Raw genomic sequence first — 17,978 nt, 5'->3', positions numbered from 1 at the left:
AGATACCACACATGAATGAAGTTATTGCTCAGAGACTTGCAAATTTTCAGGCGGGCAAGGCAGATCCCATATCGCTCCTTTTCTTTGCCATCATAGTTGCCGGAACCCTTATGATCACATACTGGGCGGCAAGAAAAACTAAGACCACAAGTGAATTTTACGCCGCGGGGCGCAGTGTTACAGGTTTTCAGAACGGTCTTGCTCTCGCGGGCGATTATATGTCCGCAGCGTCTTTCCTCGGTATTTCAGGAATGGTTGCCCTGCGGGGTTACGACGGCGCAATATACGCTGTCGGCTGGCTTGTGGGCTGGCCTGCTCTTATGTTCCTCATAGCGGAACCTCTCAGAAACCTCGGTAAATTCACCTTCGCGGATGTTGTTTCCTCTAGACTTAAAAACCGTCCGATACGCATCGCCTCCGCTGTGGGCGGAATCCTCGTGGTTCTCTGCTACACAATCGCGCAGATGGTGGGTGCCGGCAAGCTTATACAGCTCATGTTCGGCATGCCTTACGAGCTGGCTGAAATCCTCGTGGGAACAGTTATGCTTCTGTACGTTCTTTTCGGCGGAATGCTCGCTACCACATGGGTGCAGATAATCAAAGCGGTTCTTCTTCTTTTCGGTGTTACTGTTCTTGCGGGGCTTGTTCTCTTCAAGTTCGGCTTCAACCCCGGAAATCTCTTCGGCGCAGTGGGCGACATGTACGGGTTTGAAACAATGTTTAAACCCGGCGGATTCGTAACAAGCCCCATAGAGGCTCTTTCACTCGGTCTGGCGCTTATGTTCGGTCTTCTCGGTCTGCCTCACATCCTTATGAGGTTCTTCACGGTGCCTGACGCTAAAGAAGCGAGAAAATCCGTTGCATACGCGACAAGCTTCATCGGCTACTTCTACCTCGTAATTCCCATAGTTGGCTTCGGTGCGGCTGTGCTTGTCGGACAGGATTTCATTACCGGAATAGACAAGGGCGGCAACATGGCTGCTCCCATCCTCGCCGCGGCTCTCGGCGGTAAACCCTTCCTCGGCTTCATAGCCGCGGTTGCTTTCGCCACGATCCTCGCGGTTGTTGCGGGTCTTACCCTCGCGGCATCATCCGCGATGAGCCACGACATCTACGTAAGCGTGTTTAAGAAAGGTCAGGCGACAGAGGCTGAGCAGGTTAAGGTGGCAAGAATAGCAACGGTAATCTTCGGCGTGGCGGCAGTTGCGCTGGGCATTCTTTTCAAAAACCAGAACGTTGCCTTCCTTGTTGGTCTGGCATTTGCCATCGCCGCAAGCGCGAACTTCCCCGCTCTGCTTCTTTCCATCACGTGGAAAAAGTTCAGCACAAGGGGCGCTGTATGGTCAATCATAGCCGGCGCTGTTTCAGCGTCCGTCTGCATAATTCTCAGCCCTGTTATATGGGTAGGTCTGCTCGGCTTTGAGCAGGCTGTATTCCCGCTGAAAAACCCCGCGATTGTCTCCATGACAGTGGCTTTCATTGCGGCTTTCATTGGCTCAGTGACTGCGCCCGAGCCTGAATCGCAGGAAAAATTCGAGCAGGAAAAAATAAGAACATACCTCGGAGTGGGTGCGGAATAACACAACACCTTTTTATCTCCTTAAATAACAAAACAGAAAGAGGAGCCTTCGGGCTCCTCTTTTTATGTTCAGAGTTCTTTAAAAATGCTTTCCGCCCTGTCGGAGAAGATCATATCCACCCCGTCCATAGAGGCAAACCGCCTGTAGGCGTTTATCTCGTTAACGGAATAAACCCAAAGCCTCAGTCCGTTTTCATTACAGTAGGAAACCAGTTCGGGACAGATAAGGTTTTTCGCCACGCATACTCCGCCGCCGGATTTCCGGATAACTTTCAGAAGCTTATCAGGCAGGGTGCGGCACCTCAGAGAATGAAAATAGCCCTGATAAAGCTCACGCGGAATGGACTCAAAAACATTCTTTCCGGTAAATACGTTGTATTTTTTCACTTTTATACGGTTCTGAGCGAGAAATTCGGTAAGCCGCCCTCTGAGTCCGTAGGAAAACAGACTCTGATAGGAAAGAAACAGCGGGGCGGAAAAACCTTCCCTGCTGAAATTCATCAACGCGAGAGCGCACCATGAAACTATAGCAACCTGTTTTTCCAGCCCGTGCTTTTCTATGAGGCGAATATGCTCCTTTTCAAAACCTATGTCCTTAATATCAAGGCAAAAAACTGTATCCGAAGAAAAATCTGTCTTGAATATCCTCAGAGCGTCGTCAAGGCGGGGAACAGGCTCATCATTATATATATTTATGCTGTCGATAACCGTGCTTCCGGTCTGAGGAAAGATATGCCCATGAATGTAAGGATCGTGAAAAACATAGACCACACCGTCCTTTGAGGCTCTGGTGTCTATCTCAAAATATTTAACGGAGCTTTTTGCCGCCTCAAGAAAGCCGGAAAAGGTATGCTCAACGGGGGCATAACCCCTGAAACGGTGACTCAGAAGCTTTTCCACGGGTGTCTTTGTCATTTATCTGTCCTCCGCCGTGCAATATAGCAAATTGGCATGCGGACTGCTACTTATAAAAAAACGAAAACATTTCGGAGGCAAAAAATGCAGGTCACAGCCAAGAGCATAATGCTGGAGCAGTATAACAAACTTCTTAAAAATGATTCTTCCTCCGCCCTTCAATCGGCAAAGGAAAGCGCCAATCCGCTCCTCATAGGCAAATCCGCAGATGAAACAGACTCATCAACTTCCGTTCTGGATAAGGTGCAGATCTCTCAGGCGGCTCTGGATATGCTGAACAGCTACTCGTCAGAAGACACGGCAACAACTGAAGCGCAGAAGGCGGCACTGGAAAAATTTTTCCAGTTGGGTTCAAGTTATTTCGGTACTGAGGGAAGCACAAACCTTGAGGCTGTCATAGCGGCTCTGGAAGCAAATATTGAGGAAGGTGACACCGACAGCCTGCTTAAAACAATCGCCGAGTCCAACAGAGCGGCTAACGCAGGTCAGGGACGGATCAGCTACAACGCTGACGTATCAGCTCTGTTTGAATAAAGAGCCTGATCAAAAAAAATATGCTATTGAAGCGGGGATGATTCTTTCAATTATCCCCGAATTTTTGCTGTCGCTTTCCGCGGCGGAGAAGTGTCTGTTCATGGCGAAACCATTAAATCTCACTCCTTTTTCCATAAGGAAGGAGTAATTAAGCACAGCCTCGTTCACACAGCCCAGCCTGTCTGGAATTACAATAATCACCTCAAGCCCGCACTCCTTGGGGATCTCCCATGTCATACGGATGTAATCCAGAGGGACAGCTATCCCTCCCGCTCCCTCAACTATAACGATTTCCGAATCATCCGCCTTTACAGCCGCAGCAGCCTCCTCAAACGGAAACCTGTCAAAGCACAGACACGGTGCGAGAGGCGGTTCCGCCGTGAAAAGAGTCTTCGCTTTTTTTATGCCTGAGAAGCTTTTTACAAAAGCAGCGTCATCATCCGCAGGATAGCCTGTCTGCACGGGCTTGATATAGGAAACATCCATGCCCTGCCCGTGTAAATGCTTCGCCAGCAGAGCGGAGAAAAATGTCTTCCCCACCCCTGTTCCCGAACCGGAGATGAACAGCCTCACCCCAGCACCTCTCTCACCGATTCACGGGCTATACTCACAAGGGTTTCCGTCTCGTCTCTGCTTATCACATAGGGCGGCATAAAGTAGATAATATCGCCGAGATTGCGAAGCAGAGCGCCTTTTTCAACCGCTTTTCTGTATATCTGAAAGCCTGTGCGGAGTCCTGAGTCAAACGGTACATTTCCGTTTCTGTCTCTGACCAGTTCCACGGCGGTCACAAAGCCTGTGTGACGTATCTCACCCACATTCGGATGCCCGCTGAAAACGTCCTCAATACATTTGCGCATATGGGCGAACTTTGGTTTATTGGTCTCTATGACATTCTCCTCACGGAAGATTCTCAGTGTCTCCGCCGCAACTGAGCACGCAAGGGGGTTGCCCGTGTAGCTGTGGCTGTGGAGGAAAGCCTTTCCTGCGGAGTAGTCGTCATAAAATCCGTAAAAAATTTCATCAGTCGTGAGAACGGCACTAAGAGGCAGATAACCAGAGGTTATGCCTTTGGAAAGACAGAGCATGTCGGGGCATACCCCCGCCTGTTCAAGGGCAAACATTGTGCCTGTCCTGCCGAAGCCGACTGCTATTTCATCGAAAATAAGGTGTATATCAAGCTCTGTGGTCAGGCTGCGAAGCTTCACAAGGTATTCCGGAGGAAACATCTTAAACCCTCCGGCGCACTGGATAAGCGGTTCGATGAGAACAGCGGTGAGTATTTCTGAATTTTCCCTCAGCGCCTTTTCCATGAAACCGAAGCAGTCCGCAGAGCATGCGCCGCGTTTTTTCCCGCACGGGCATCTGAAGCAGTCCGGTCCCAGAACCTTGATATTATCGATCATTATGTCGCCGTAAAGATCCGCATACATGGTCTCCCCGCAGACGGAAAGACATCCCAGAGTTTCGCCGTGATAGCCGTCAGTGAGGAAGGCGTAGCGGTTCTTGCGGGCATTGCCTGTGTTTCTGCGGTAGCCGTAGCTCATCTTCATGGCGGATTCCACTGCGGACGAGCCGTTGTCCGCAAAGAAGATCTTGTTCAGCTCCGGAGGTGTGAGAGCAAGCAGCCCTTCCGCGACCTCTTCGGCAGGCTGATGGGTAGCTCCGGCGAATATGACATGCTCAAGCCTGTCCGCCTGTTTTTTCAGGGCATTCGTGAGTTTCGGGTTGCAGTGTCCGAAAAGGTTTACCCACCATGAGGATACGGCGTCTATGTATCTTTTGCCGTTTTTATCTATGAGATAAACTCCCTCTCCACGCTCAATTTCAAGCAGCGGGTGAGCTTCAAGGTCTTTCATCTGTGTACACGGATGCCAGATATTTGTGGGGCATTTAGAATCTGTTTTCATGCCTGAGAGTCTACTATATTCGTTGACACCGTGCAAGCATGGGTTATATCCTTAAGAATATGAGAGAAAAACTGAAACATGAACTGGAAAAGATAAAAGCCGAAGGGCTTTACCGCAGCCTGCCCGACATAGACGAAGGGGCGGGGAAATACATTATCTCCGGCGGAAAGTGCCTTCTGAACCTTGCCTCAAACAATTACCTCGGTATTTCCAAAAAAAAAGAGCTGGTTGATGAATCCGCCGCCGCGCTCAAGGCGTTCGGCTGTTCCAGCGGAGCATCAAGGGTGGTTACCGGAAACTTTTCGCTTTATAACTCTCTGGAAAAAGAGATGGCAGACTTCAAGGAGACGGAAAGCTGTCTTGTGCTGAATACGGGATTCATGGCAAACCTTGCCGTAATAACCTCTCTGGCGGGCAGACACACCGCTGTTTTCTCGGATAAGCTCAACCACGCCAGCATAATAGACGGCATAAAACTCAGCGGTGCAAGACACATCCGCTACCGCCACAACGATATGGCTCATCTCGCCGAGCTCCTTGAGCAGTATAAGGATACGGAAGAGAAGATAATCGTCACCGACAGCGTGTTCAGCATGGACGGGGACAGGGCGGATCTGGCGGAAATCGTCAGACTGGCGGAAAAATACGGAGCGCTCACTGTGGCGGACGAAGCCCACGCAACGGGCATACTGGGCGGCGGCAGAGGGCTTGCCCGTGAGCTCGGACTTGAAAAGCGCATAGATGTTCACATGGGCACCTTCAGCAAGGCTCTGGGTTCCTTCGGCGCGTACATAGCGGGCGATGCGGAAATCATTGACTATATCCGCAACAAAGGGCGGGCATTCATATTCACCACATCCCTTCCCCCCGCTGTAATCGGCGCTAATCTGGGCGCACTGAAATGGCTGAGGGATAACCCATCCTGCGGACACAGGCTGCTTGAGAAAGCAAAGACCGTGCGTATTGCCCTCAATGAGGCAGGGTTTGATACGGCGGATTCCTCAACGCAGATAATTCCTGTTATAATAGGAGATAACTTCAAAGTTCAGCAGGCGGGAACGCTTCTTGAAGAGGCAGGGATTAAGGCGGGAGTCATCCGCCCTCCCACCGTGCCGGACGGCACGGCTAGGCTGCGCCTCTCTGTTCGTCTGGATCTGAATGATGAAGAGGTGCAGCATGTTATATCTTCCGTCAGGAGGCTGAAAAATGCTTAAATTTGTTTCCGGCTGGGCAGGCTTCCCCGCTCTTTTTCCGCAAATATCTGAACGCTATCCATTTTATCTCCCGTTTGTCACTCATTCGGAAAACGAAATCGCAAAAGCTCTGGACGAAGGCGGGGAAATACTCGCCGGATGGTCAACCGGAGCGCACATTATTCTTAAAAATATTGACAGAATAACGGATAAATATGAAAAAATATTTCTTTTCGCTCCCTTCGTAAGCTTCTGCGATTATTTTCATTCTCAGGCTATTATGCTGATGATAAAAAAAATGAAGCGTGACCCACGGACAGTTCTTAATGATTTCTACGATAAATGCGGTTTAAACGGATTCACGCCTGAAACGGATGAAAAAACCGTTACGGCGCTTATAGAAGGACTTGAGTTTCTTCTGGAAAGCCGGGCGGATGTAAAAGGATGCAGCGCGGAGAATAAGGTTGTCCTTGTGCAGGGCGCAGGCGATATGATAGTTAATTTCCGTGCCAGTGAGGATGTGGCGGACATGCTCCGCGGCGAAAAGCTCATTACAATTGAAAGCGGACACTACATGAGGGAAAAGCTCATAGCTGAAATTATCTATGAAAATACACATAAAAAGATTCTTTGACAAAGCGGCGGACTGCTATGATTCCTCTGCGGACATACAGAAAATCGCCGCGTCAAAGCTGATTGACCTCACGGAAGCCGTGGCACCGCAAACTGCAATTGAGATAGGCACCGGCAGCGGCATATTCACTGAAATGTTCCTCGCAAAATGCAGACCGGAAAAATTCATCGGTCTTGATATAGCATATTCCATGTCCAAGGCTTCCGCTTCCTTTTCCGGTCTTTTCATTCAGGCGGACGGGGAAAGGCTTCCGTTCGGGAAGGAATGCGCCGATGTACTGGTAAGTTCTTCCGTTCTGCAATGGTTTCAGCAGCCGGAGGTTTCCGTTCCAGCCGCTCTGGAGACCCTCAAAAAGGACGGCAGATTTTATTTTTCCGTATTCTGCGACGGAACCTTCACTGAAATGGCAGTTCTCAACAGGATAACAGGCTTCGGCAGCGTTTATCCGCTGAAAACTGCGGAATTTTATGATGATCTGTTCGGGCGCATAAACGGAATAACCCACAGGCTGGAAATACACGACTATGTCCTCAGGTTTCCTGATGTAAAAGAATTTCTGAAGAAGCAAAAAGCCACCGGAGCAAGGTTCACAGGCAGAACCGCCGCCGCGGGCAAGGATTCATACCGCCGTTTCTGTGAACTTTACGAATCTTTCTTCGGTGACGGAGAAACGGTCCCTGTCACATACCGCATCGCCTACATAACGGGAAAACGAACCCACGCTTAGCCAGCCTTATTGCCTATTCCTGTAATGTCAACCATTTGTCAGTTTTTTGTTACAAATATTTACACTGTTTTTATTGAAACAATAATCAATAAGTACATTATTTATTTTAATGTGCAGAAAGTTGATGATTAGGCACAGAATTTTCGTGAGGCAAATTGACTTATTTCAGGTACGAGACAGCAGACGCTCCGAACGGCAGTGAAGAGCTGTTGCTCAACATCAAAAATCTGTTTGAACAAAATTTCAGAGTATTGCAGAAAGCCCGGAACGAAATCAGAGTGATCCGCTATCAAGGCAGGGATCTGGTTTTGAAATCCTTTAAGGTTCCCTCGCCCGTGAACCGCTTTGCGTATTCCTTTCTGAGGGACAGCAAGGCGAAAAGGTCTTTCACGAATGCCGTAACTTTGAAATCACTGGGCATTCCCACTCCCGATCCGCTCGGCTATATAGAGTTCTTCCAAGGCAGACTGATGCGGGAAAGCTTTTATGTCTCTGCCTATTCGGATAGCGATTTTACCATAAGGAAAGTTCTGCTGGACAAAGAAATCAAAGACCGCGGCAGACTCCTGAAAGCCTTCGCCGCCTTCACCTTCCGGCTCCATAAAAAGAACATCCTGCATCTGGATTACTCCCCGGGGAATATACTGGTCAGCAGAAACGGTTCGGGCTGGAACTTTGAACTGGTTGATATAAACCGCATGAAATTCAGGGAACTCACATATGAGGAAAGGCTGAAAAATTTTATAAAACTCTGGGCGGATGATGACACCATGCGAACACTGATCCGTGAGTACGCCGCGTTCTCGGGAGACAATCCCAATAATTCGGTGCAGGATGCCCTGAAATGGCTTCACAATTATAAAATGAGGATAAACTTCAAGAAAAAGCTGAAAAAACTATTGAGATGAATTAACCGAGGTGCTCCAAGGCTCGCAGAATCTTTTTATCCGTGTCATTTTCCTTTCCTGCGGTTCTCTCCCACCATTCACGATGGACACCCCTTATGCGCACAGGGATGCTCCTCATACCCAAGACCTGCGCCATGGCGAGACGGTGAAGCCCTTTCGCCGTCTTGATCAGCTCTCCGTTCCTGCCCACTGCCGCACAGACAGGATCTTTCTCCAGCGAGCTTTCGTATCCGTGCGTTTCAAGCTGCTTCATAAATTCAAGATATATTTCCAGATACCGTAAAACCTTCCCTTCCGTGTTCAGGTAAATACCCATGCGGTTTCTGTTGTATTCGATATAGGGTCTGCCGCAGCGTATCATTTCCGTCAATTCGGCATATCGTCTGCTTTTCCGCAAATCAAGCCTGTTTTCCCATATATCGGATATGCGGAGGTATCGGTCTGTATCCCTGAACAGCGTCTTGCCCATATCCCAGTCACCGTCCCAGATGAAACGGTTCGCCATTCTGCGGCGGTGATGCCTTGATTTGAAAACAGCCATCCGCTCAAGGGATTCAGGTGATGCTTTTATTGTCAGGTTATCTTTGTACCTGTTCTCCGCTCCGTATCTCGGCAGACCGAAACGCTCGATAATACCCGAGGCTGGATAACTTTTGAGCCACATATACAGAAGGAAATTCTGAAAAGGCACACCGACAGCGTGTTTAAACGTTTTGCTCAGCCTTCCCTGCGCAGCTTTCAGAACAGTACGCGGAATAAGCACCGGATGATAAAGCTCACTGAAAACTCTGTCATCAATCATGCAGACCCTGAATCCTTCTTCTGTACTCGTTTTCGGAATAAATGTCCGAGCAGTCAGCCACCCGCAGAGGGAAGAGTATTCCTTCCAGATGGTCAAACTCGTGCTGAAAAATTCTTGCGGGAAAACCCTGAAGACAGGCTTCCTGCTCTTTCCCCGTGAGATCATGGTACCGCACGCTGACGCCGGTCTGTCGTGGTACAAGTCCTCTGAGTCCGGGCACACTCAGGCATCCTTCCCACATGGAGTCAAAGCATTCGGAATATGAGATTATCTCAGGGTTCACCATTATAACAGGCTCCATCTCAGGCGCATCGGGATAGCGTTCGTTCGGTTTGGAGTGGATTATGAGGACACGCTTGGAAACCCTTATCTGAGGCGCTGCGATACCGACGCCTCCGTGGGTTTTCATAGCGATGAGCATATCTTTGGCGAGCTGCCTTATCAGCGGTCCGGAAGGATCCTCCGCCGCCTCAGCCCTTAGAGAGAGAACCTTTTCCCCTCTGAGGGCTATACCTATATGTTCGTGCATAAGAATATCTCCTTGGGTGACTAATAATATACCTCAAAGAGAAAATCTGTCCACGGTGTTTGACTACTGCTCGTGCTTGCTTCCGCCGCAGCAGCTTTTACCATCGCCGCAGCCGCAACCCTTGCTTTTAAAAAATTTGTAGTAAAGAACGTACACGGCGCCTGCCAATATGGCGAGCAGAATAAGCTTTTCAGTCATAATTCACCTTCTTAGAAATATCTAACTTGCTGAATTTATACGCCGGATATTCGGATACTGCAACAATAAATTTTTATAAAAATTTTTATTAAATAATGCTTAACTTCGCAAATCAGTGGTACACTGTATACAATATACATTAAGCCGTATCAGCTATAGTATTTTGATATATATTTCATATATAAACTCTATAAAGGGGGATTAGTTCTTTTCGGTAAGACTGACTATTTGCATTGTTTACAATATCTTAAAAAATAAAACTGCGTATACGGTTTTTCCGAAAAATATTGACTAAGCCTTCAAAACTGATACTATAAACCTGTTTTGTTTTAAGGAGCGGGGATGACATTCATATTCACATTTCTGGTGCTTTTCATCTTCTGGTTCATGTTATCAGGAGAATTCGGCGGACTTCTGGTGGCTTTCGCTGTCATTTTCAGCTTGATTGCCGCGTATTTGAGCCATGATTTCTTTCTGCGCGGACTGAGGAAGGATCACATAAGGATCGTTAAGGAGATTCTCCTCTATCTTCCTTGGCTCATGAAAGAGACTGTAATAGCCAACCTTCAGGTAGTTAAAATTATCCTGAGTCCCTCACTGCCCATTGATCCGCAGATCGTGGAATTCAAGTCTGACTTGAAGAGCGATCTGGGACTGACCATTCTGGCGAACTCCATAACTATCACGCCGGGAACCGTCACGCTGGACATTAAGGATGATAATGTTTTTGTTGTTCACGCACTCACACCGGAGCACGCGAACGGTCTTTTAAGCAGAGAGATGGAACGCAGAGTGCTTAAAATCGAGGGGAACGGAAATGTTTGAAACCGCAGCGGTAATCATTCTTTTATCTGTGTTTATCTCCGGAGCCAGACTGCTCAAAGGACCTACGGTCTTTGACAGGATTCTGGCGGCGAATCTGATAGGCACTAAAGCCATCATCCTTATCCTGCTTCTAGGATACATTTACGGCAGACCCCATTTCTCGGATCTCGCCCTTGTCTACGCGCTGATTAACTTCATTGCCACTATAGCCCTCCTCCGCTTCATGGAGAGAGGCAGGCTGGACTAGGGGGAGAAATCATGGAAATTAAACTCATATTAAGCGGTATCTTTATTTTTGTCGGCTGCTTTTTCGTCATAACCGCTTCAATAGGGATACTGAGGCTTCCGGGCTTCTACCTCAGACTTCATGCTGGCAGCAAAGCCGACTCTCTGGGGCAGACACTGGTCATCATCGGGCTGATAATTTATGAGGGCTTCAACATACTGAGCCTCAAAATGCTGTTCGTGATAATCTTCATTTACATCGCTAACCCGACGGCGGCGCACGCAATCGCAAAAGCCGCATGGGTGGAAGGGCTTAAACCGTGGAGGAAGAGAAATGATTAACCTTATGCTGCTTCTCTTTCTTGTGATAATTGCCATAGCGGCAATTCAGGCGAAGGACATACTCAACTCCATAATGTATCTTGGGGTTTACAGCCTGTTCATGGCGCTTGTGTGGACAGAGCTTAACGCGGTCGATGTTGCCTTTACCGAAGCGGCGGTGGGTGCGGGAGTATCCGGAGTTTTCATGATTGGCGCGCTCACACGTATGAACCGCTTTGAATCATCCAGAGAAAGAACAGGCTCGTCAAAATACATGCCTGTTTTCATCGTAGCGGTCACAGCGGTCATGCTTTTCTACGCAACAGTCGACATGCCCGCCTACAATAACCCCGAAGCACCCATAAACAAGCATGTTGCGCCTTACTACATCGAAAATTCGGAGCATGAGACTGGCTCCGTCAACATAGTTACATCCGTTCTCGCCAGCTACAGAGGGTATGACACCCTCGGGGAAACATCGGTGGTGTTTACTGCGGCTATTTCCGTGATTCTGCTTTTGAGAAGGAGGGATGAAAATGAAAGATGATGTAATCCTGCGCACAGTAGCCAGATGTATGGTTCCGTTTATCCTCCTGTTCGCCTTCTATGTTCAGGCGCACGGTGAAATCAGCCCGGGCGGCGGCTTTCAGGCGGGAGTTATCTTCGCCTCCGCCTTCATCCTCATAGCTCTTGCTGTGGGCAAGGAAAAAGCGAGAGAAAAGTTTAAGAAGAAAATAAGCGACATCACCTGCTCCATAGGGCTCATGATATACGCCGGAATAGGGTTTATCACCCTTCTCTTCGGCGGTTTGTTTCTGGAATACGGAAAGCTTCCCTTCGGTTCCGCCGAAAAAGGGAACCACCTCGGCATGATAGGCATAGAGCTTGGCGTGGGTATAGCCGTTGCTTCGGTTATGGTCACGATATTCTTTGAGATCGCGGGGAAGGAAAATGATTGATTTTATTGCCGCCAAATACAATTACCTTATTGTGGTGTGTCTGATGATGATAGGCTTTTACGCCGTTATCGCCAAGCATAACCTGATGAAAAAAATTATTGGCTTAAGTATATTCCAGACATCCGTCTTCCTTTTTTATATATCAATGGCTAAGGTCAAGGACGGTACTGCGCCGATTATCTGGGAAGGAGCAGTCAGGTATGACAACCCTCTTCCCCACGTTCTGATACTCACGGCGATAGTTGTTTCCGTGAGCACAGCCGCAGTCGCCATAGCGCTGATGATCCGGATTTATAAAGCGTATGGAACAATAGAGGACGACAAAATAAGGGAAATCGAAGCCGGAGATTCCGGCGGGAGCGCATGCCGATGAACATATCTGTCCATTTCCCCGCTCTTCTTGTTACGCTTCCTCTGATTTTTGTTCCGATCATTCCCCTTCTGGGTATGATTAACAGAAAAATATGCTGGTATGCGGCAGTTACAGTGGTAACAGCCTCTTTCGCCATGATTATGACAATCCTTGCCAAGGTCAGTGCCTCGGGTCCCATATCATACTTCATGGGCAACTGGGCGCCGCCGATAGGCATCGAATACAGAATAGACATGCTGAACGCCTTTGTTCTGGCTGTTATCTCGTTTATATCCCTTGTGTCTCTGCTCTTCGGCAAAGAGCTTGTGGAAAAAGAGATTCCCGAATACAAGCACCCTGCCTTCTACTCGGTGTTCATCCTGTTCATCGTCGGCATGCTTGGCATCACTGTCACGGGCGACCTTTTCAACGTTTACGTTTTCCTTGAGATAACATCCCTCGCCGGATATGCGCTCATAGCCACCAGCAGCAAAAGATACGCCCCCATGGCAAGCTTCAACTATCTGGTAATAGGCACTATCGCCGCCACATTCATTGTTCTGGGTATTGGCTACCTTTATATGGTGACAGGAACGCTGAATATGGCTGATCTCGCCGAAAGGGTAAAGCCCCTGCACGGCTCAAGCGTTGTGCTGACAGCCTACGCCTTCATAATAGTTGGTTTGTTTGTGAAGATGGCGGTTTTCCCCCTTCACCTCTGGCTGCCGGACGCATACACCTACTCCCCGTCCGCCGTGAGCGCCGCAATGGCAGCCACATCAACCAAGGTCGGCGCGTATGTGCTGATAAGGCTGATGTACTCAGTGTTTGACATTGAATTCAGCCTCGGCTCAATACCCATGACAAGCATAATAATATTCTTCGCCTCGCTCTCGATCATAGCAGGCTCGGTGATAGCCATAGCGCAGACAAACATAAAGAAAATGCTCGCCTACTCCAGCGTGGGGCAGATAGGCTACATCCTTCTGGCGGCGGCGATGGTCAACGCAGAAGCGCTCACAGGGGGCGTGGTTCACATATTCAGCCATGCGCTTATGAAGGGCGGTTTGTTCTTTGTTGTGGGTCTGATTGTGTTCAACATAGGCTCTGAGAGGATATGCGACTTTGAAGGCTTGGGAAGGAGGATGCCCTTCACGGCGGCGGCGTTTACAATCTTCTCCCTCTCTATAATAGGCGTGCCTCTTACTGTCGGCTTCGTCAGCAAATGGTATCTGATAATCGGCGCAATCGGCTCCGGTCACTGGTACGCAATCGGCGTGGTGCTGCTCAGTTCACTGCTTACGGCAATCTATTTCGGCAAGGTGATCTTTGTTATGTACTTCAAAGGCGGGCATGAATGCCACGATCATTCCGGACACACTGCGGCGGTGAAGCTCAGTGAACCCATGGGCATGGTTATCCCCATGGCATTTGTCGCCTTTCTCTGCATATATTTCGGCATTTTCGCCACCTTCCCCGTGGAGATGGCGGGCAAAGCCGCTGAGGCGGTTCTCGGGGGTGTGACATGGAAATAATACATTCCTCCGCACCTCTTTATGCCGTGCTGGTTTCGCTTGTCGCCATAATCCCCATATACTTCTCCCGCAGGAATCCGAACCTGCGCGAAAGCTGGACAATTCTCGCAGCTGTGGCGAAGTTTTTAATTGTCCTCAGCATGGTTCCCGCTGTTCTCGGCGGAAAGGAGATATACTTCAAGATAGTCACCGCCTACCCGGGCATTGACATAGCCTTCAAGGTGGATAGCCTCGGGCTTTTCTTCGCGCTCACGGCGTCCTTCCTGTGGATTCTCACCTCCTTTTACTCCATAGGCTATGTCAGGGCGCTTAAGGAGCACGCTCAAACCAGATATTTCATATGCTTCGCAGGCTCGCTCTCAGTTACCATAGGCGCTGCCTTCGCTGCAAACCTGTTCACAATGTACATATTCTACGAAGCGCTCACGCTCTTCACATATCCGCTTATAGCCCATGAGGAAAACGAAGAAGCTTTCAGAGGAGCCAAGATCTACCTTATCTACCTTCTGGGAACCTCAATAGCTTTCCTTCTTCCGGCTATACTCTTCACCTATTTCACCGCCGGAACAATGAATTTCAGGCTCGGCGGCGTCTTCGGCGACACAGGCGGAATACACAGTCTCTTCTTCGGTGTTATATTCGCCTTCTACATAGCGGGCATAGCCAAGGCGGGGATAATGCCCTTTCACTCATGGCTGCCCAACGCAATGGTTGCGCCGACTCCGGTCAGCTCGCTTCTGCACGCTGTCGCAGTGGTGAAGATGGGTGTCTTTGTGGTACTGAGGGTAATACTCTATGTCTTCGGAGTTGACCTTCTCAGGGAGATAGGCGCAGGAGCGTTTTTAGCTGCCTTTGCCTGCGTCACCATAGTGGTCTCCTCACTCATCGCCATGAGGCAGGACAATATCAAGGCAAGGCTCGCATACTCCACCATAAGCCAGCTTTCATACATTGTCGTCGGTGCGGCTCTGCTTTCACCCTCCGGCATTAAGGCAAGCATAATCCATATAACAATACACGCCTTCTCGAAGATAAGCCTCTTCTTCTGGGCTGGCGCCGTTTATGTGGCACTGCATAAGAAATACATCAGTCAGCTAAGCGGCATCGCCAAAAAAATGCCCGTCTCCATGGCTGTGTTCACCATAGGCGCTCTGAGTCTCATAGGCATACCGCCCCTCTCCGGATTTATAAGCAAATACTACTTCGTATCAGGAGCTGTGGAGGCGGGAATGCTCCCCGTGGCAGTGGTCTTCGCGGTGAGCTCATTCCTCAATGCCCTGTACTTCCTGCCGATAATTTACACGGCGTACATGAAGCCTCTGGACGCGGGCATGGACGACAAGATCACCGAAGCCCCCTCAGCCATGCTCATTCCCATGTGCATAACTGCGGGCATAGCGGTGCTTCTGTTCTTCTTCCCGCAGGTTCTCACAAACTTCGCAGACTTAATAGTCAGCGGTCTCTTTAAAGAGTAGGAGGGGTTTATGGCTGCAAAACATGACAAGGAACTGGAAGAGCTTAAACACGGTGCGGTAAAGGGCTACAAGCCTGTCTTCGGCGCCGTGCTCGCGGCAGCGGTTATTTACCTCGCTTATATATTTTTATCTCACTAGGGGGCGGATTACTCATGAAGGATACCGAAAAGAAATACATTTTCGATAACCCCCGGAATATAAAGATAATTCTTATTATTCTTTATGTTCTGTGCGCCGTTATCTTTTTCGCTGATATGTTCGTCCACAAGCACGCCTACTTCTTCTTTGAGGAAAAAACAGGCTTTTACGCCGTTTACGGCTTTATCTCATACGTGGGGCTGGTGCTTTTCGCTAAATACGTAATACGCCCGCTGATCATGAGAAAGGAGAACTACTATGAGTAGCGGGCTTCTCATTCCTCCTTTTGTTTTTTTCATGCTCGGCGGAGTGATTGCGGGCTTTCTCAAAGGAAACCTGCGTAATGCGCTGCTTATAGCCGTTCCGGTGCTGAGTCTCATTAACCTCGCCATGATCCCTCACGGGGTCTACCTCCAGTATGAGTTTCTGGGTCATCAGCTTGCCCTTTTCAGGGTGGACAAGCTCTCTCTTGTCTTCGGATACGCCTTCCACATAGTTTCCATAGCCGTTCTGGTCTACGGAATGCACGTTAAGAGCAATAAAGAGTTCATAATCGGACTGATATACGCCGGCGGCGGTCTGGGTGCGGTTTTCGCCTATGACCTGATCACCCTTTACATCTTCTGGGAAATAATGACAGTCGCCTCCACATTCATAATCTGGCGTAAAGACTCAACAGACGCAGTGGGGGCAGGCTTCCGCTACTTCATATTCCACCTCGTGGGCGGGCTTGCGCTCCTCATCGGCATAGTGATCTATATCATCACCACGGGCAATGCCGCATTTGTTCACATGGGCTGGACAGACCTTGCCACAGGGCTGATCATGATAGGCTTCGGCGTTAACGCAGCATGGCCCTTCGTGCATACATGGCTTGTGGATTCGTACCCCAAGGCAAGTTTCCTCGGAACGGTAATGCTCAGTGTCTTCACCACCAAAACGGCGATTTACACCCTTGCCAGAGGCTTCTCCGGAGAAGAAACGCTGATCGTTATCGGAGCGGTGATGACAGCCTTCCCTATATTCTACGCAGTGCTTGAGAATGACCTGCGCAAGGTTCTCTCATACAGCCTTATCAACCAGCTCGGCTTCATGGTTGTGGGCATAGGCGTGGGGAGCGAAATGGCGATAAACGCCGCTGTGGGGCAGGCTTTTGTGCATATAATGTTCAAATCACTGCTGTTCATGGGCATGGGCGCTGTTCTCCATCAGACGGGGAAAATAAAAGCCACCGAGCTTGGCGGGCTTTACAAGTACATGCCTTTTACCACGGTCTTCACCATAGTCGGCTCAATGACGATCTCAGCCTTCCCGCTGTTTTCGGCATTCGTAACCAAATCGATGATACTTTCATCCGTGGCGACGGAAGGCTTCATGGTAATCTGGCTTGTGCTCCTGTTTGCCTCTGCGGGCGTTCTCGACCACTCGGGAATCAAGATTCCGTTCTTCGCTTTCTTCGGGCATGACAGCGGACTGAAACCGAAGGAAGCACCCCTCAACATGCTCATAGGCATGGGATTCCTCGCATTTTTGAATATTTTCCTCGGTATTTTCCCGGGCTATCTGTTCCGGATACTTCCCTATGAGGTAACCTACAACGCATACACCGCAGACCACACAATATTCCAGCTCCAGCTGCTGCTGTTCTCCGTACTGGCGTTCACTCTGCTGCTGAGAAGCGGTCTCTATCCCGCTGAGATAAAATCAGTCAACCTCGATTTCGATTTTTTCTACAGAAAAGGCTACAAGCTGTTCATATGGCTTGTGGATAACATACTGATCAGGTTCATGAACTTCGGCAAATCTCTCTTCTTCGGCTACATACCGAAAACCCTCGGAATGCTCACCAGAAACCCTGTGGGGCTCTTGCTCCTCATGGTTCCTGACGGCAGATTCAAAGGACTGAGAGAGAAGATGGCAAAATCTGAGGACGGTTACGTGGACGGGCTTGTGGAATACTGGTCCATAGGGCTTTCAGCCTTTGTTATATGCTTTTTCCTGTTGTTCTACCTGCTGTTCTTCCTAGTGCAGAAGCTGATATAAGGATGTAATACGGGAAACTGCGCTTCCTGCCGGTTTCCCGAAAACCCTTGGGGCTGCTTAACAAACCATCGCTTCACAAGGCGCTGCCTTTCGGTCAGCAAAGAAAGAATTAAAATTTAAAAAAAAGCCCTGAAACAGCTTCCGTTTCAGGGCATGGTGTGCTTATTTCGGCTTTA

The 17,978-nt window shown here is 49.1% G+C and carries 23 protein-coding genes; 17 read left to right on the top strand and 6 right to left on the bottom strand.

The window, feature by feature from the left end:
* Positions 1–11 precede the first annotated feature (11 nt).
* The gene (locus EP073_RS05880) at positions 12–1,580 is read left to right on the top strand and encodes a sodium:solute symporter family transporter (protein ID WP_128466238.1); all 1,569 of its coding nucleotides are present in this window, start codon (positions 12–14) and stop codon (positions 1,578–1,580) included.
* A 68-nt stretch (positions 1,581–1,648) separates the two neighbouring features.
* On the opposite strand, the gene EP073_RS05875 is transcribed toward EP073_RS05880, so the two are convergent.
* Positions 1,649–2,494, bottom strand: a complete 846-nt coding sequence (locus tag EP073_RS05875; protein ID WP_128466237.1) for a glycerophosphodiester phosphodiesterase — start codon at positions 2,492–2,494, stop codon at positions 1,649–1,651.
* A gap of 84 nt (positions 2,495–2,578) precedes the next feature.
* Here EP073_RS05875 and EP073_RS05870 point away from each other — a divergent pair, with 84 nt between their 5' ends.
* On the top strand, positions 2,579–3,028 hold the full coding sequence (locus tag EP073_RS05870) for a hypothetical protein (protein WP_128466236.1): 450 nt from the start codon (positions 2,579–2,581) through the stop codon (positions 3,026–3,028).
* Between the two features lie 9 nt (positions 3,029–3,037).
* Here the strand turns inward: EP073_RS05870 and bioD are convergent, their stop codons facing one another.
* The gene (gene bioD / locus EP073_RS05865; RefSeq protein ID WP_164885285.1) at positions 3,038–3,601 is read right to left on the bottom strand and encodes a dethiobiotin synthase; all 564 of its coding nucleotides are present in this window, start codon (positions 3,599–3,601) and stop codon (positions 3,038–3,040) included.
* The gene (bioA, locus tag EP073_RS05860) at positions 3,598–4,938 is read right to left on the bottom strand and encodes an adenosylmethionine--8-amino-7-oxononanoate transaminase (RefSeq protein WP_128466234.1); all 1,341 of its coding nucleotides are present in this window, start codon (positions 4,936–4,938) and stop codon (positions 3,598–3,600) included. Before bioA ends, bioD begins: the two co-directional genes overlap by 4 nt.
* A 59-nt stretch (positions 4,939–4,997) precedes the next feature.
* Between bioA and EP073_RS05855 the strand changes: the two genes are divergently transcribed.
* The 4 genes from EP073_RS05855 to EP073_RS05840 all read left to right on the top strand — a co-directional run bounded on the left by EP073_RS05855 (position 4,998) and on the right by EP073_RS05840 (position 8,400).
* A complete protein-coding gene (locus tag EP073_RS05855; protein WP_128466233.1) occupies positions 4,998–6,152 on the top strand; it encodes an aminotransferase class I/II-fold pyridoxal phosphate-dependent enzyme in 1,155 nt (384 codons plus the stop codon).
* Positions 6,145–6,765, top strand: coding sequence for an alpha/beta hydrolase (locus tag EP073_RS05850; RefSeq protein WP_128466232.1), 621 nt, complete (start codon positions 6,145–6,147; stop codon positions 6,763–6,765). Before EP073_RS05855 ends, EP073_RS05850 begins: the two co-directional genes overlap by 8 nt.
* Positions 6,737–7,492, top strand: a complete 756-nt coding sequence (locus tag EP073_RS05845) for a methyltransferase domain-containing protein (protein WP_128466231.1) — start codon at positions 6,737–6,739, stop codon at positions 7,490–7,492. Before EP073_RS05850 ends, EP073_RS05845 begins: the two co-directional genes overlap by 29 nt.
* A gap of 155 nt (positions 7,493–7,647) precedes the next feature.
* On the top strand, positions 7,648–8,400 hold the full coding sequence (locus EP073_RS05840; protein WP_128466230.1) for a lipopolysaccharide kinase InaA family protein: 753 nt from the start codon (positions 7,648–7,650) through the stop codon (positions 8,398–8,400).
* A gap of 1 nt (position 8,401) precedes the next feature.
* Here the strand turns inward: EP073_RS05840 and EP073_RS05835 are convergent, their stop codons facing one another.
* The 3 genes from EP073_RS05835 to EP073_RS05825 form a co-directional block, all read right to left on the bottom strand.
* Entirely contained in the window at positions 8,402–9,202 is an 801-nt protein-coding gene (locus tag EP073_RS05835) for a hypothetical protein (RefSeq protein WP_128466229.1), read from the bottom strand.
* A complete protein-coding gene (def, locus tag EP073_RS05830) occupies positions 9,195–9,731 on the bottom strand; it encodes a peptide deformylase (protein WP_128466228.1) in 537 nt (178 codons plus the stop codon). The genes EP073_RS05835 and def overlap by 8 nt, the downstream gene beginning before the upstream one ends.
* A 63-nt stretch (positions 9,732–9,794) precedes the next feature.
* Positions 9,795–9,929, bottom strand: a complete 135-nt coding sequence (locus EP073_RS05825) for a FeoB-associated Cys-rich membrane protein (RefSeq protein WP_128466227.1) — start codon at positions 9,927–9,929, stop codon at positions 9,795–9,797.
* Positions 9,930–10,271: 342 nt separating this feature from the next.
* Here EP073_RS05825 and EP073_RS05820 point away from each other — a divergent pair, with 342 nt between their 5' ends.
* The 11 genes from EP073_RS05820 to EP073_RS05775 are packed head-to-tail and all read left to right on the top strand — an operon-like array spanning position 10,272 to position 17,802.
* Positions 10,272–10,754, top strand: a complete 483-nt coding sequence (locus EP073_RS05820) for a Na+/H+ antiporter subunit E (RefSeq protein ID WP_128466226.1) — start codon at positions 10,272–10,274, stop codon at positions 10,752–10,754.
* Positions 10,747–11,001: an MrpF/PhaF family protein gene (locus EP073_RS05815; RefSeq protein ID WP_128466225.1), complete on the top strand. Its 255-nt coding sequence runs from the start codon at positions 10,747–10,749 to the stop codon at positions 10,999–11,001. The genes EP073_RS05820 and EP073_RS05815 overlap by 8 nt, the downstream gene beginning before the upstream one ends.
* A gap of 11 nt (positions 11,002–11,012) precedes the next feature.
* Positions 11,013–11,321 carry a monovalent cation/H(+) antiporter subunit G gene (gene mnhG / locus EP073_RS05810; protein ID WP_128466224.1) on the top strand — a complete coding sequence of 103 codons (309 nt, stop codon included), beginning with the start codon at positions 11,013–11,015 and terminating at the stop codon, positions 11,319–11,321.
* On the top strand, positions 11,314–11,847 hold the full coding sequence (locus EP073_RS05805) for a DUF4040 domain-containing protein (protein WP_128466223.1): 534 nt from the start codon (positions 11,314–11,316) through the stop codon (positions 11,845–11,847). The genes mnhG and EP073_RS05805 overlap by 8 nt, the downstream gene beginning before the upstream one ends.
* On the top strand, positions 11,837–12,259 hold the full coding sequence (locus tag EP073_RS05800) for a Na(+)/H(+) antiporter subunit B (protein WP_128466222.1): 423 nt from the start codon (positions 11,837–11,839) through the stop codon (positions 12,257–12,259). Before EP073_RS05805 ends, EP073_RS05800 begins: the two co-directional genes overlap by 11 nt.
* Complete coding sequence (locus EP073_RS05795; protein ID WP_128466221.1) at positions 12,252–12,632, top strand: cation:proton antiporter subunit C; 381 nt, start codon at positions 12,252–12,254, stop codon at positions 12,630–12,632. Before EP073_RS05800 ends, EP073_RS05795 begins: the two co-directional genes overlap by 8 nt.
* Positions 12,623–14,146, top strand: a complete 1,524-nt coding sequence (locus tag EP073_RS05790) for a monovalent cation/H+ antiporter subunit D family protein (protein WP_128466220.1) — start codon at positions 12,623–12,625, stop codon at positions 14,144–14,146. The genes EP073_RS05795 and EP073_RS05790 overlap by 10 nt, the downstream gene beginning before the upstream one ends.
* On the top strand, positions 14,137–15,621 hold the full coding sequence (locus tag EP073_RS05785) for a monovalent cation/H+ antiporter subunit D family protein (RefSeq protein ID WP_128466219.1): 1,485 nt from the start codon (positions 14,137–14,139) through the stop codon (positions 15,619–15,621). The genes EP073_RS05790 and EP073_RS05785 overlap by 10 nt, the downstream gene beginning before the upstream one ends.
* Before the next feature lie 9 nt (positions 15,622–15,630).
* Positions 15,631–15,759 carry a hypothetical protein gene (locus EP073_RS14080; RefSeq protein WP_283808380.1) on the top strand — a complete coding sequence of 43 codons (129 nt, stop codon included), beginning with the start codon at positions 15,631–15,633 and terminating at the stop codon, positions 15,757–15,759.
* Between the two features lie 14 nt (positions 15,760–15,773).
* The gene (locus EP073_RS05780) at positions 15,774–16,025 is read left to right on the top strand and encodes a hypothetical protein (protein ID WP_128466218.1); all 252 of its coding nucleotides are present in this window, start codon (positions 15,774–15,776) and stop codon (positions 16,023–16,025) included.
* Positions 16,018–17,802, top strand: a complete 1,785-nt coding sequence (locus tag EP073_RS05775) for a Na(+)/H(+) antiporter subunit D (RefSeq protein ID WP_128466217.1) — start codon at positions 16,018–16,020, stop codon at positions 17,800–17,802. The genes EP073_RS05780 and EP073_RS05775 overlap by 8 nt, the downstream gene beginning before the upstream one ends.
* Positions 17,803–17,978: the final 176 nt, after the last annotated feature.

It is taken from the genome of Geovibrio thiophilus, from assembly GCF_004087915.1.
GTDB classification, from domain to species: Bacteria; Chrysiogenota; Deferribacteres; order Deferribacterales; family Geovibrionaceae; genus Geovibrio; species Geovibrio thiophilus.
This window is presented reverse-complemented; position numbering and strand designations above follow the sequence as displayed.

Excerpts from the sequence above, each read along its gene's own strand:
- EP073_RS05845 (WP_128466231.1), top strand. The coding sequence starts at position 6,737 with ATGAAAATACACATAAAAAGATTCTTTGACAAAGCGGCGGACTGCTAT.
- EP073_RS05790 (WP_128466220.1), top strand. The coding sequence starts at position 12,623 with ATGCCGATGAACATATCTGTCCATTTCCCCGCTCTTCTTGTTACGCTT.
- EP073_RS05795 (WP_128466221.1), top strand. The coding sequence starts at position 12,252 with ATGATTGATTTTATTGCCGCCAAATACAATTACCTTATTGTGGTGTGT.
- EP073_RS05785 (WP_128466219.1), top strand. The coding sequence starts at position 14,137 with ATGGAAATAATACATTCCTCCGCACCTCTTTATGCCGTGCTGGTTTCG.
- EP073_RS05880 (WP_128466238.1), top strand. The coding sequence starts at position 12 with ATGAATGAAGTTATTGCTCAGAGACTTGCAAATTTTCAGGCGGGCAAG.
- EP073_RS05780 (WP_128466218.1), top strand. The coding sequence starts at position 15,774 with ATGAAGGATACCGAAAAGAAATACATTTTCGATAACCCCCGGAATATA.
- EP073_RS05800 (WP_128466222.1), top strand. The coding sequence starts at position 11,837 with ATGAAAGATGATGTAATCCTGCGCACAGTAGCCAGATGTATGGTTCCG.
- bioA (WP_128466234.1), bottom strand. The coding sequence starts at position 4,938 with ATGAAAACAGATTCTAAATGCCCCACAAATATCTGGCATCCGTGTACA.
- EP073_RS05850 (WP_128466232.1), top strand. The coding sequence starts at position 6,145 with ATGCTTAAATTTGTTTCCGGCTGGGCAGGCTTCCCCGCTCTTTTTCCG.
- EP073_RS05805 (WP_128466223.1), top strand. The coding sequence starts at position 11,314 with ATGATTAACCTTATGCTGCTTCTCTTTCTTGTGATAATTGCCATAGCG.
- EP073_RS05825 (WP_128466227.1), bottom strand. The coding sequence starts at position 9,929 with ATGACTGAAAAGCTTATTCTGCTCGCCATATTGGCAGGCGCCGTGTAC.
- EP073_RS05835 (WP_128466229.1), bottom strand. The coding sequence starts at position 9,202 with ATGATTGATGACAGAGTTTTCAGTGAGCTTTATCATCCGGTGCTTATT.
- EP073_RS05815 (WP_128466225.1), top strand. The coding sequence starts at position 10,747 with ATGTTTGAAACCGCAGCGGTAATCATTCTTTTATCTGTGTTTATCTCC.
- EP073_RS05875 (WP_128466237.1), bottom strand. The coding sequence starts at position 2,494 with ATGACAAAGACACCCGTGGAAAAGCTTCTGAGTCACCGTTTCAGGGGT.
- def (WP_128466228.1), bottom strand. The coding sequence starts at position 9,731 with ATGCACGAACATATAGGTATAGCCCTCAGAGGGGAAAAGGTTCTCTCT.
- EP073_RS05870 (WP_128466236.1), top strand. The coding sequence starts at position 2,579 with ATGCAGGTCACAGCCAAGAGCATAATGCTGGAGCAGTATAACAAACTT.
- EP073_RS14080 (WP_283808380.1), top strand. The coding sequence starts at position 15,631 with ATGGCTGCAAAACATGACAAGGAACTGGAAGAGCTTAAACACGGTGCG.
- mnhG (WP_128466224.1), top strand. The coding sequence starts at position 11,013 with ATGGAAATTAAACTCATATTAAGCGGTATCTTTATTTTTGTCGGCTGC.
- EP073_RS05820 (WP_128466226.1), top strand. The coding sequence starts at position 10,272 with ATGACATTCATATTCACATTTCTGGTGCTTTTCATCTTCTGGTTCATG.
- EP073_RS05855 (WP_128466233.1), top strand. The coding sequence starts at position 4,998 with ATGAGAGAAAAACTGAAACATGAACTGGAAAAGATAAAAGCCGAAGGG.
- EP073_RS05775 (WP_128466217.1), top strand. The coding sequence starts at position 16,018 with ATGAGTAGCGGGCTTCTCATTCCTCCTTTTGTTTTTTTCATGCTCGGC.